Source organism: Aeromonas sp. Y289-2, assembly GCF_027705925.1.
Lineage (GTDB): Bacteria > Pseudomonadota > Gammaproteobacteria > Enterobacterales > Aeromonadaceae > Aeromonas > Aeromonas veronii.
The window spans coordinates 492,449-504,990 of record NZ_JAPDCH010000001.1 but is presented as its reverse complement, the minus strand read 5'-3'; the positions used below and the strand labels follow the sequence as shown (position 1 = coordinate 504,990).

The 12,542-nt window shown below is 54.9% G+C and carries 10 protein-coding genes; 7 read left to right on the top strand and 3 right to left on the bottom strand.

Annotated elements, in window-relative coordinates; all coding sequences use genetic code 11:
* Positions 1 to 43 precede the first annotated feature (43 nt).
* Complete coding sequence (pbpC, locus tag OKC43_RS02235; protein ID WP_270803988.1) at positions 44 to 2,389, top strand: penicillin-binding protein 1C; 2,346 nt, start codon at positions 44 to 46, stop codon at positions 2,387 to 2,389.
* A 426-nt stretch (positions 2,390 to 2,815) separates the two neighbouring features.
* On the opposite strand, the gene OKC43_RS02230 is transcribed toward pbpC, so the two are convergent.
* A complete protein-coding gene (locus OKC43_RS02230; protein ID WP_270803786.1) occupies positions 2,816 to 3,781 on the bottom strand; it encodes a hypothetical protein in 966 nt (321 codons plus the stop codon).
* 177 nt (positions 3,782 to 3,958) lie between these two features.
* On the opposite strand from OKC43_RS02230, the gene thiI reads away from it, so the two are divergent.
* Complete coding sequence (gene thiI / locus OKC43_RS02225; RefSeq protein WP_139463962.1) at positions 3,959 to 5,407, top strand: tRNA uracil 4-sulfurtransferase ThiI; 1,449 nt, start codon at positions 3,959 to 3,961, stop codon at positions 5,405 to 5,407.
* 69 nt (positions 5,408 to 5,476) lie between these two features.
* Here thiI and OKC43_RS02220 read toward each other — a convergent pair whose 3' ends face one another.
* Together OKC43_RS02220 and OKC43_RS02215 are read right to left on the bottom strand one after the other, a co-directional pair.
* Positions 5,477 to 5,869 carry a hypothetical protein gene (locus OKC43_RS02220; protein WP_033138631.1) on the bottom strand — a complete coding sequence of 131 codons (393 nt, stop codon included), beginning with the start codon at positions 5,867 to 5,869 and terminating at the stop codon, positions 5,477 to 5,479.
* A gap of 100 nt (positions 5,870 to 5,969) precedes the next feature.
* Positions 5,970 to 6,602, bottom strand: a complete 633-nt coding sequence (locus OKC43_RS02215) for a trimeric intracellular cation channel family protein (RefSeq protein WP_005333975.1) — start codon at positions 6,600 to 6,602, stop codon at positions 5,970 to 5,972.
* Between the two features lie 384 nt (positions 6,603 to 6,986).
* On the opposite strand from OKC43_RS02215, the gene OKC43_RS02210 reads away from it, so the two are divergent.
* From OKC43_RS02210 to fliD, 5 genes are all read left to right on the top strand, one after another.
* The gene (locus tag OKC43_RS02210; protein ID WP_236272150.1) at positions 6,987 to 7,889 is read left to right on the top strand and encodes a flagellin N-terminal helical domain-containing protein; all 903 of its coding nucleotides are present in this window, start codon (positions 6,987 to 6,989) and stop codon (positions 7,887 to 7,889) included.
* A gap of 585 nt (positions 7,890 to 8,474) precedes the next feature.
* Complete coding sequence (locus OKC43_RS02205) at positions 8,475 to 9,374, top strand: flagellin N-terminal helical domain-containing protein (protein WP_064336736.1); 900 nt, start codon at positions 8,475 to 8,477, stop codon at positions 9,372 to 9,374.
* 383 nt (positions 9,375 to 9,757) lie between these two features.
* A complete protein-coding gene (locus tag OKC43_RS02200) occupies positions 9,758 to 10,654 on the top strand; it encodes a flagellin N-terminal helical domain-containing protein (RefSeq protein ID WP_064336735.1) in 897 nt (298 codons plus the stop codon).
* 36 nt (positions 10,655 to 10,690) lie between these two features.
* Positions 10,691 to 11,116 (top strand): flagellar protein FlaG, encoded by a 426-nt coding sequence (locus OKC43_RS02195; protein ID WP_064336734.1) that lies wholly within the window; start codon positions 10,691 to 10,693, stop codon positions 11,114 to 11,116.
* Positions 11,117 to 11,141: 25 nt separating this feature from the next.
* A complete protein-coding gene (gene fliD / locus OKC43_RS02190) occupies positions 11,142 to 12,542 on the top strand; it encodes a flagellar filament capping protein FliD (RefSeq protein WP_270803785.1) in 1,401 nt (466 codons plus the stop codon).

Sequence of the window (12,542 nt, the reverse complement as noted above, 5' to 3'; positions counted from 1 at the left end):
CCTTGAGCGGGTTCGCCCGCTCACTTTCTGGCAGCGTGGCTGGCTGAAATTGGGTCGCAGTGGCCGCGCTGGCTGGCGCTGGCTTGGCCGTCTACCACGCTGGCTGCGTGTCTCGGTGCTGGGGGTTGTCGCACTGCTGCTGTCATTGCTGGCGCTGGATCGACTCTTCCCGCCGCCGCCACTCGACCCTGCCTATGCACGGGTGGTGCTCGACATGAAGGGGCGGCCGCTGCGCGCCTTTGCCGATACCAGCGGCGTGTGGCGCTACCCCGTGACCCTGGAGCAGGTCTCCCCCCGCTATATCGAGGCGTTGCTGGGTTACGAGGATCGCTACTTCTGGCGTCATCCCGGGGTTAATCCGGTGGCCATGGTGCGCGGGGTCTGGCAGTGGCTGCGCTATGGGCGGGCTGTGTCGGGCGGCTCGACCCTCACCATGCAAGTGGCGCGCCTTATCGAGCCCTACCACAGGAGCGTGCCCGGCAAACTGCGTCAGATGGCCCGTGCGCTGCAACTGGAGTGGCACTACGACAAGCGCACCTTGCTCACCGTCTACCTCAATCGGGCGCCGTTTGGCGGCAACCTGGAGGGTGTGCAGGCGGCAAGTTTTGCCTACCTTGGCAAGAGTGCGGCCAAGCTGACCTATGCCGAGGCGGCGCTGTTGGCGGTGCTGCCGCAGGCTCCCAGCCGCAATCGGCCGGACCGGCATCCCGAGCGGGCCCGCGCCGCCCGTGACAAGGTGATGCAGCGGCTGGTAGCGCAAGGCGTCTGGCCCGAACAGGTGTGGCTGGAGGGGCGTATCGAGCCGGTGCTGGCCCGCGGTCACTTCACGCCGATGGAGGCGCCGCTCTTTGCCCGTCTCGCCGCCGACCATCAGGCCGGGGCGCTGGTGCACACCACCATTGATGGCGATCTGCAGCGCTGGTTGGAGGGGCGGGTGGCGAGCTACATTCGCCGCTTCCCCGAGCAGACCTCAGCGGCGTTGCTCTTGGTAGATAACAAAACCATGGCGGTGCGCGCCTATGTGGGCAGCGCCGAGTATGGCAATTTGCGCCGCCACGGTTATCTGGACATGGTGCAGGCGATTCGCTCTCCCGGCTCTACGCTGAAGCCCTTCATCTACGGTCTGGCGATGGATGAGGGGCTGGTGCACTCGGCCTCCCTGCTCTCCGATGCGCCAAGGCTGGGATCTGATTATCGCCCCGCCAACTTTTCCGGCGCCTTTCAGGGGCCGGTGACCCTCGCTCAGGCGCTGCAGCAATCCCTCAACGTGCCGGCGGTGCAGGTGCTGGAGGCGCTCGGGCCGGACAAACTGGTCAGCCGCCTCGACAACGCCGGGGTGAGACTGGCGCTCTCCGACAAACCCAATCCGGCCATCGCGCTGGGGGCTGCGGGCATTAGGCTCGAGCAGCTGGTGGCCCTCTACAGCGCACTGACCCGGCAGGGGCAGGTGGCGATGCCGGTCTGGCTGGCGGGGCAGCAGGCGGTGTCACGCCCCTTGCTGAGCCCGGGAGCGGCCTGGATCATCTGGCAGATGTTGAGTGCCCAGGGGCGCGCGGATCAGCCCTTTGCCAGTGAGGCGACCGGCCGGGTCAACCGACTGGCCTGGAAGACCGGCACCAGCTACGGCTATCGCGACAGCTGGGCGATGGGAGTCTCCGGTCGCTGGACCATCGGCGTCTGGCTGGGGCGCCCCGACGGTACCCCCATGCCCGGTTTTTACGGCCAGAGCGCGGCGGTGCCGCTGCTGCTTTCGGTTTACTCGCGACTGGCTGACAACAGCCCTCTGCCGGCACAGCCCAACACGGTGAGCGAGGCCGAAGTGTGCTGGCCGCTGGGGCGCAAGGCCAGCGCGACCCTGTCTGAGGTTTGTTTGCAGCGCCAGAGCGCCTGGTTGCTGGCAGGGCGCGATCCTCCCACCTTGCCGGATCCCATGGACTGGCCCTCGCCGCTGCGCCAAGTTGCACTCACTACCGAAGGCAAGCCGACTCTGACCCGTTGCCCCGATGCGGCGCAATCCGGTTTTCGGGCGCTCTGGCCATTGTCACTGGAGCCGTGGCGAACGCCCGGCGAGCGACGACAGGCGCTGCTGGCAAGTGGTTGTGCTGGGGAAGGGCAGAGCGCCGAGCAGCAAGCTCCAATTCGCATCATGGCGCTGGGGGAGGGCAACCTTATCCGCAGCCAGCGCTACCGGTTGCAGCCCAAGGTGCTTGGCGGTGTTGGCAAGCCAGCCTGGTTTCTCAACGGCCAGCGACTGCGCTGGGACGGGGATCAGGTGCTGAGTGTGGCGGGTCGTTATCAGCTGGTGGTGGTGGATGAAGCGGGCAACAGCGATCGTATCGAGTTTCGCGTGGTGCATCCTGACAGTGATGCCAGCACCATCACCCGTTGATCGTTTTGCCGACAGCCATTGAGGTGAATGTAATTAACTATTTGAAATGCATCAATATTTGATTGGATGAATTAATTTGTGAATAATTACGAATTCATTCAAATCCAATCGGGAGTTCTCTTTTGCTGCGTGTTCTGTGTCCCTTGCTGGTGCTGATGAGTTCGGGTTGTGCCACAACCAATCATGGTGATCACCATGTTTCTCCTGAACGTACCGGGTTCTATTCACCTTTCGAACCTGCTTCCGAGAGTTTTGCGCGTTGCTATCAGAAACAGTTTGCCTGTACCCCTGCCAATATCCGCCGTGACAGGGCGATGGAGGCGCGCAGGCAGGCGCAAGAGCGGGCCAATCACCGGGGTGATGATTGGTAGGCAGCAGAAAACGAGAGGGGTTGGCAGATGCCAACCCCTTTTTCATTCCGCCAATTCAGCCCTGTTGGCGCAGATGACCGAGCCGGGTGAAGAAGTGCTGGCTCTTGCGTTGGTGAAAGTGGCTCTTCTTGATGGGATGGAAGATGAGGCGGCTTTCGGGATGGCTCGCCTTTAACTGGTGGAGCATGGCTACGGCGGGCAGGCTGGTGCTGACCAGGGTGGTGAGTGGCATGCTGAGGGTCTCGGGCCCGAGCAGTTGATTGAGCCCTTGCTGAGCCTGCTCAAAGCGGGTCACGGCCGCCGGGTCGGCATAACCGCTACCCAGCATGGTGAGCAGGTTGTCGAGGGCCAGATGAAATTCGGCCAGCTGTTGGCGAAAGCCGCTGCGCCCGCGCAGGGCAATCAGCTCTGCCAACGGAATGTCGGCCAGGTGAGTGGGCACTTGCAACGGGATCTCGAGGTGGAAGCAATCCTGACCACCGCGATTGTGGTAGCGGGATTCGAGCAGATGGAGCAGTCGGTCGAGATAGTCGTGATCGGTAATGAGCGCCCCGTCATTGGCGAGTGCCCACTCACGGGCGAGACGCATGGAGAGCAGATTGGCAAAGCGCCGCGCCATTCTGATCCCACCCTCATCCCGGGTCGCAAAGCCGTGAGTCAGGCAAAAGCCGTGTAGTCGCTCCAGTCCCGCCTGATCCGGGCAGAAGCAGTCGTGGTTGGCCTCCTGACGCCAACGACCAATCAGCTCCTTGTTGCCAAACACCTTGTGGCGGACGAAATCGGGGGCCACCAGGCCGCTTATCTGGTTCTCCAGTTGCGGGGTAATGGCGGCAAAGAAGGCGGCATCGGGTCGCTCGGCCAGCAGATCGGTCTGCTGTTGAAGGGTATCGAGCAGGGCGGTGAGGCCGCTCTTTTCGCTGACGGTGAAGACGAAGGCGAGCCGCTCCAGATAGAGCAGGGCAAATTTGAGCCAGAGTTCGTCGCGTACCTCCATGCCGGGGTAATAGATATAGGTCTTCATCGGATCAGTCTGTTGTCAAAAATCTGGCGAGGCGCAGGGTCGGGAATATACGCAAGATTGCGGCCGCGCGGCAAACACTGCGTGGGGGAATGTGAGCAAACGCTCATCCAGTAGGCGCTGGCCACAAAGTTCTGATATAATTCGCGCCCTTAAATCAAGGTCACCCGAGTCATTACCATGAAGTTCATTATCAAGCTGTTCCCGGAAATCACCATCAAGAGCAAGTCGGTTCGCCAGCGCTTTATCAAGATCCTGCAGGGCAATATCCGCAATGTCCTGCGCCGCTTCGACGACGATGCCCGCGTACGGATGGATTGGGACAAGCTGATCGTGAGCTCCCGCAATGACCAGTTCCGCGAGCAGGCTATCGAAGCTTTGGCCTGTATTCCGGGCATTCAGGCCTTCCTCGAGGTACAAGCCAGCAAGTTTACCGATCTGCACGACATCTTCGAGCAGGTGAAAGCCGTATGGGGCGACCAGCTCAAGGGCAAAACCTTCTGCGTGCGCGCCAAGCGCCACGGCAAGCATGAGTTCTCCTCCCTCGAGGTTGAGCGTTACGTGGGCGGTGGATTGAATCAGCACTGCGAAAGCAATGGTGTGCGCCTCAAGAACCCGGATGTGAAGATCAACCTCGAGATCGACGGCGAGGAGCTCTTCATCGTCAGCGCCATCCATCAGGGCCTGAGCGGTATGCCCATCGCGACCCAGGAAGATGTGCTGAGCCTGCTCTCCGGCGGTTTTGACTCCGGCGTGGCGTCGTTCCAGTTCATCAAGCGCGGCTGCCGCGTGCACTACTGCTTCTTCAATCTGGGCGGTGCTGCCCACGAAATCGGCGTCAAGCAGGTGGCCTATCACCTGTGGAACCGTTTCGGCTCCTCCCACCGGGTACGCTTCACCGCTGTGGACTTCGAGCCGGTGGTTGCCGAGATCCTCGAGAAGATCGACAACGGTCAGATGGGCGTGGTGCTCAAGCGGATGATGATGCGTGCTGCCGCCAAGGTGGCCGACGAATTCCAGATCCCGGCGCTGGTGACCGGCGAGTGCGTGGGTCAGGTATCGAGCCAGACTCTCACCAACCTGAACGTGATCGACCGGGTGACCGACAAGGTGATCCTGCGCCCGCTCATTACTTGGGACAAGCCGGATATCATCAGTGAAGCCCGCCGCATCGGCACTTTGGAGTTTGCCGAGACCATGCCGGAGTACTGTGGCGTCATCTCCAAAAAGCCGACCGTGAAGGCCGAGCTCTCCCGCATTGAAGAGGAAGAGGCCAATTTTGACTTCTCCATTCTGGACAAGGTGGTCTCCGAGGCCCGTTACCTTGATATCCGCCGTATCGGTGAAGAGACTGCCGCTGAAGTGCAAGAGGTGGAAACCACCCAGGTGCTGGGCGCTGACGAGGTGATCCTGGATATCCGCTCTGCCGATGAACACGACGAGAAGCCGCTGGTGGTGGAAGATCGTGAAGTACTGCATATCCCCTTCTTCAAGCTGGCCACCGCCTTTGGCGATCTGCCCAAGGAGAAGACCTACCTGCTCTACTGCGATCGCGGCGTGATGAGCAAGCTGCAGGCGCTCTATCTGAAAGAGAAGGGCTTTGACAACGTCAAGGTGTACCGCCCGTAAGCGCGCTTTCGCCTTCAATAAAAAATCCGGCCAATGTGCCGGATTTTTTATTTCACTGAGTAATGACTATCAAGGGCAGGGAACCGGGGTGAAGGAGTCTTGCCCCTGGCAACGCCAGCCCATTTCAGCTTCCCGCATCTGCCACAAGTTGTCGCTGCGATAGAGGGTCAGGATGTAGATCATGTCGCTCTTGCTGCCATCGAGGGCGACCGAGAGTACCAGATCATTATCTAGTTGCTGGGCATGGATGCGACTGGGTATGTCGCCATGGCCGACGAATCGCAGTGCTACCTCACGGTAGTCATTTACCCAGTTTTGCTGTTGATGGCTTGCCTGGCGTATCTGCTGGTTGAACTGCTGCACCGGCGCCGAGGCCAGTCGTCCAAATACCACTTGTGCTTCGGCGTGGGCTGCCGTCACGTTCGCCAGGAGAAGGGTGGTAAGCATACCGATTTTGCGCATGAGAAGTTCCGGCTAACAACGACTGCTTCTATGACAACAGAAAAGCTTATTTGGTTCAACGCGTGGCCCACAGCGACATGATGACGCTGTGGGCCTGCTCTCAATTGCGTTGCAGGGAGAAGGTGGGCAGCGACAGATGCCAGTAGATAGCCGCGACCCGCAGGCCAAACACGGCCGTCATGCAGATGAGCATGGCCGTTACTCTGTCCATGTTGGCCTCAAGCGCCAGGGTATAGAGAATGCCGCCAAGGATACAGGCGGTGGCATAGATCTCTTTTTGCAGCACCATGGGTACCTCCCGCGCCAGTACATCGCGGATCATGCCACCGGCTACCCCGGTCATGGTGCCCATGATCACGGCAATCAGCCCCGGGGTGCCGAAATTGAGGGCCTTCTGGGCACCGATAACGGTAAAGAGGGCCAGTCCGAAGGCATCCGCCACCGGCAGCACATACCAGGGCATCCTGCGGGGCAGCTTGACCATCCACATACCGATCAGCGCCGTTGCGATGACGACCCATATATAGAGGGGATCGCGCACCCAGAATACAGGGGTGGCTCCCAGGATCATGTCGCGGATGGTGCCGCCGCCGATGGCAGTGACCGCCGCTAAAACCATGACGCCAAACCCGTCCATTCTGAGTCGGCCAGCCACCAATACCCCTGAAAACGCGAATACCGCAGTACCAAACATGTCGCTGATGTAAACAATCTGCTCAACCAGTGTCTGCATGGAGAACAACTCACGCCAAATTGTTGATGGGGCCGCGATTTTAGGGGCTGGTGAGCCCAATCGCCAACAGTGCTCGACAAAATTGAGAGTCGGGACGGATTTTTTCTCGCGGCATGAACCGGGTGAGGCTCGTGCGTGCCCGTAGCTCTCCGCCGTTGGCGAGCTTTAGAAGGTTGAGTTCCATCACAGGTTTAGGCCCGATTTTTTCCTTAAGTATCCCCCCGACCCGCCGATATATAAGATAAGCGGCGTTAATGCGATGAAGCGTTGAAAAAAATGCTAAAGACATCCAAAAACGAGCCGTTAAATAAGACGCATCGGGCACAGAAAATAATAAAGCTCGAGCAAATAGAAGAGTAAATTTAATAGCTTAGGAGAATAGTCATGGGCCTTTTTATCAACACTAACGTTTCATCACTCAACGCTCAGCGTAATATGATGAATGCGACCAAATCACTGGATACTTCCTACACTCGACTGGCATCTGGTTTGCGTATCAACAGCGCCAAAGATGATGCCGCGGGTCTGCAAATTTCCAACCGCTTGACCTCTCAGATCAACGGTCTGGATCAAGGTAACCGTAACGCTAATGATGGTATCTCTCTGGCACAAACTGCGGAAGGGGCCATGGATGAAGTGACCGGCATGCTGCAGCGTATGCGTACTTTGGCACAACAGTCGGCTAACGGTTCCAACTCTGCCAAGGATCGTGAAGCACTGCAAAAAGAGGTGGATCAACTGGGAGCAGAGATCAACCGTATATCTACCTCTACCACATTTGCGGGGACCAAACTGTTGGATGGTTCTTTCGGGGGGACTTTCCAAGTCGGTGCTGATGCTAACCAGACAATCAGCTTTAGCTTGTCACAGGCCAATGGTTTCAGTATCTCCGGTATTGCGGCTGCAGCAAACACAACAGTGGATGTTGGTACTGTTATAGGTACAGCTATCAACGTGACAGCTATATTTGTCGCCGGTAGTTCTATCAGCATCAGTACCCAAAGTGGTGCACAGCAAGTGTTAGCTGCTGCTGATGCGATGCTCGGGGTCGTTGATAGCAAGCGTGCTGAACTTGGTGCAGTACAGAACCGGATGGATTCGACTATTCGCAACCAAGCCAACATTTCGGAAAACGTTAGTGCAGCTCGTTCGCGTATCCGTGATGCTGACTTCGCGATCGAAACTGCCAATATGACCAAACAGAATATCCTGCAGCAGGCAGCTTCCAGTATCCTGTCACAGGCCAACCAGAGACCTCAGTCAGCACTTCAGCTGCTGCAAGGCTAACAAAAGAAAACAGGGCGGTTGTTCAGGCCGCCCTGGTCAAGAGATGGAACAAAGGGGTGTTCGGGTTCGCACTCTGTTCTATCGGGAGAGATATAATTCTCTACTAGTAATGCCAAGTGTTGTCCAGCTGTTCAGTTCTGTCACGCTTGGTCATATTCTCCTGAGCATATGCTCATTTTTAGGCCGGTTCTCCGGCCATTTTTTATTGTGTCGCCAAATTGGCGTCACTCCTCCCAGTGTGTGCATACATCATGCCAAAATTATATTTCCTCAGGCTCATCTATGGGCATGGCTGGAAGGCTCTCCCATAGAGGGTGGGGTGATTGAGTATGTTACCCCTCACAGGAGAAGACTTGCCGCTATCGGCAACAATTTTCCTAAAGCTTGGCTAAATTCTGCCGCTAAAAAGATGACGCAATCGAGGGGTGTTCGGAATCCAACGTTTGCATAGCTGCGGGTAGTCTGTCTGTTCAAACAGGTACCCGCCAGAAGAGAGAGGCCAGTTCAACCTCCTCTTCTACGGTGGGTCGTCACTCAGTTATGGTGACGCAACCCGCAGTCGCATGTTCTTCGGGAGAATTTATTATGGCTATGTTCATTAACACTAATACGTCATCACTGAACGCCCAGCGTAATTTGATGAATACCACCAAATCTCTGGATACCTCGTATACCCGTTTGGCATCCGGTTTGCGTATCAACAGCGCAAAAGATGATGCTGCGGGTTTGCAGATCTCCAACCGTTTAACTTCTCAGATCAATGGTCTGGATCAGGGTAACCGTAACGCTAACGACGGCATCTCTCTGGCACAAACGGCTGAAGGCGCAATGGATGAAGTGACCGGCATGCTCCAGCGCATGCGCACCTTGGCGCAACAATCTGCCAACGGCTCAAACTCAGCAAAGGACCGTGAGGCTCTGCAGAAAGAGGTTAACCAGCTTGGGTCCGAGATCAACCGTATCTCTAAAGACACTACGTTTGCAGGTACTAAATTACTGGACGGCACTTACGGTGGAACTTTCCAAGTCGGTGCTGACGCCAACCAGACCATCGGTTTTAGCTTGTCTCAAGCTGATGGCTTCAGTATCTCTGGAATTGCTGCTGCGGCGAATACTACCGTTGACGTAGGCACCGTGATTGGTACCGCGATTAACGTTACTGCTATTTTTGCTGCAGGTAGCTCCATCAGCATCAGTACTCAGAGCGGAGCACAGCAAGTCCTCGCTGCTGCAGACGTCATGCTGGGAGTTGTGGATAGCAAACGAGCTGAGCTTGGTGCCGTACAAAACCGCTTGGACTCAACCATTCGCAACCAGGCAAACATCTCTGAAAACGTCAGTGCTGCACGTTCGCGCATCCGTGATGCCGACTTTGCGACTGAGACAGCCAATATGACGAAGCAGAATATTCTGCAGCAGGCGGCCTCAAGCGTTTTAGCTCAGGCTAATCAACGTCCTCAATCAGCACTATCTCTGCTTGGTTAATAGTTCCTCACTTTTGTGTAGCAGTCTTGAACTCAAGCGGCCAACTTAAGGCCGCTTGAGTTTTATTGAGCTTTCTGAATACAACCTGGGAAAAGTCGGGTAATGCTTGCGTTATGTCTGCAAGGCTGGTTGAAAAAGTGATGAGAGAAAGCGTTCTGTTTTTGCCAATAATGTCCTAAAGATTGCGACTTGGCCGCCGTTAACCAAGATGAGGCAATCGAGGGGTGTTCGGAATCCAACGTTTGCATAGCTGCGGGTAGCCTGTCCGTTCAAACAGATACCCGCCAGAAGAGAGAGGCTCGTTCAACCTCCTCTTCTACGGTGGGCCGTTGTCAGCTTTGACAGCGCAACCCGCAGTCGCATGTTCTTCGGGAGAATTTATTATGGCCATGTTTATTAATACCAATACGTCATCATTGAACGCCCAGCGTAATTTGATGAATACCACCAAATCTCTGGATACCTCGTACACGCGTTTGGCATCCGGTCTGCGCATCAACAGCGCGAAAGATGATGCAGCGGGTCTGCAGATTTCCAACCGTCTGACCTCCCAGATCAACGGTTTGGATCAGGGTAACCGTAACGCCAACGACGGTATCTCTCTGGCTCAAACGGCTGAAGGCGCGATGGATGAAGTGACCGGTATGTTGCAGCGCATGCGTACGTTGGCACAGCAATCTGCTAACGGTTCCAACTCAGCCAAAGATCGTGAAGCATTGCAGAAAGAGGTTGACCAGCTGGGGTCAGAGATCAATCGCATTTCCAAAGATACGACTTTTGCGGGAACCAAGTTACTTGATGGTTCTTATACAGGTACTTTCCAGGTCGGTGCTGACGCCAATCAGACGATCGGCTTTGCACTTGATCAATCCGCTGGTTTTAGCATCTCCGGTATTGCTGCCGCCGCAGCGACAACTATTGCTACAACGGCAGCTGCTGTTGGTGTCACGACCATTTTTGTTGGTGGAAGTGCTGGTGGTATCAGCATTAGTAGTCAGAGTAACGCTCAAAACGTATTGGCGGCAGTGGACTCAATGTTGGGAGTGGTTGATAGCAAACGAGCCGAGCTTGGTGCGGTACAAAACCGATTAGATTCGACTATTCGTAACCAAGCTAATATCGCGGAAAACGTTAGTGCCGCTCGCTCTCGTATCCGTGATGCGGATTTTGCGACCGAGACTGCTAACATGACCAAGCAGAATATTCTGCAACAGGCCGCATCCAGTGTCTTGGCTCAGGCTAACCAGAGACCGCAGTCTGCTCTTTCCCTGCTTGGGTAATGGGTTGACTAGGCTGACTAAGATGGGAGAGATAAGATGGCAACCGAAATAGGCAATCTGTCATCTGCCAATGGCGCTTCCTTACAGCTAAGTGACAAGAGCGGCCAGGTGGCCGCTCAACTGCTTTCTGGCACGGTAGAGGATGCCGGGACTGTACAGCAAAAAAGTCAGGAGCAGGCCAAGGAAACTGAGCTTCAACAAGTGCAGAGCCAGGCAGATTTTGAAAAACAGGTACAAAACTTGCAGGAATTTGGCAAATTGCAAGGGTGGACCGTTAATTTCAGCATGGAGCAGGAGTCTGGCCAGGTGGTAATAAAGGTAATGGATTCTGATACCCGCTCGGTGATCCGCCAGATCCCTACAGAAGAGTTGATTGCTATCCACAAGCGGATCCAGGCGTTGCAGCAAGGTGAAGCAGGGGCGAACCCTAAACGCGGACTGTTGTTTGATAGCGAGATTTGAACCGAATTGATGAGGAGAAGATAACATGGCCATTACTTCTGCCGGGGCGGGCTCTGGGCTTGATCTTGAGAGCGTCATCGCTGCTAGCGTAGCGGCCAAGAAGGCCCAGCTACAGAAACCGATTTTGACCAAGCAAAACAGCACCCAGATCAGCATATCTGGTATAGGCCAGCTGAAGTCATCCCTCACCGCATTCACCGATATTCTCGATACCTTGAGCAAACCAGGGGCCTTCAACAAGCGAGCCGTCACCATCACCCAAGATAAAGATAACCCGGTGATGAAGGTGGAGAGTAAAAGTGGTGGCTCCAATGGTCAGTACAATATTACCGTCAATAAATTGGCAACCACTAGCCGTGTTGAAGGTGAATTTGCCAGTTCGACAACTCCACTTGTGACTCAGGATGGTCAGTTGACCTTCAAAGCCGGTGACAAGGAATTCAAGGTTGATGTCAAGGCCGGGGATACTCTGCAAGACATTCGTAAAAGTATTAATAGCAACGGAGATAACTTCGGTCTTAGTGCAAATATTGTCAATACTGCCGATGGTAAGGCAAAATTTGTTATTGACTCTGGGATATCTGGAGATGGCAAAGATTTGCTGATCACTGGTAATAATTCTGAGCTGGATATCTTTGCAACTGGTGCTACTGGTTCTGCGATGAGCCAAAAGCAAGCCGCTAGTAGTGCTGAAATTACTGTTGATGGTAATACACTTAAAAGTGATACCAATGTGTTTGACGACTCTATTCAGGACTTAAAATTAACGGTTTTACGTGTATCCGATAAAGAGAATGATGGCACAACTCTGAAATCCAATAAAGTTGCCATAACAACTGATAAAACTGCGATTCAGGATATGGTCAAGCAGTTTATTGATGGTTATAACGCGCTGCAAGATAAAATGGACGCGTTGGGCAAGCGTAATAGTATCGTTGGTGGAGTTAGACAAGATGATGGTGGCGCGCTCGCTGGTGATGCGAGCACTCGTACCATTAGCAGTTTTATGGCTAATACTGTAACAAATAAAGCAGGTACCAGTACGACTTACTCAACCATCTTTGAAGTAGGCATTAAGATGGATAATAAAGGCAAGTTGTCTCTGGACAAAACAAAATTTGATGATGCTGTTGATAAAAACTTTGACCAAGTCGTTGGGCTTTTCGGTGGAGAAAAGGGTATTGCTGCAACCTTGAATACAGGTTTAAAAGAGTATTCCAAGTCTGGCGGTATGCTGGATCAACGTACAGATGTTTTGAATGCCGATCTGCGTAGCTTGAACCAGAAGCAGGCCACATCAAACGCTCAATTGGTTAAATACGAAGCTTCACTACGTGCTCAATATGGTAGCCTAGACGCCTTGTTAGTGAAAATGAATCACTCAGCGGCAGCACTGCAATCATTACAGATTAATAACAAGAAATAA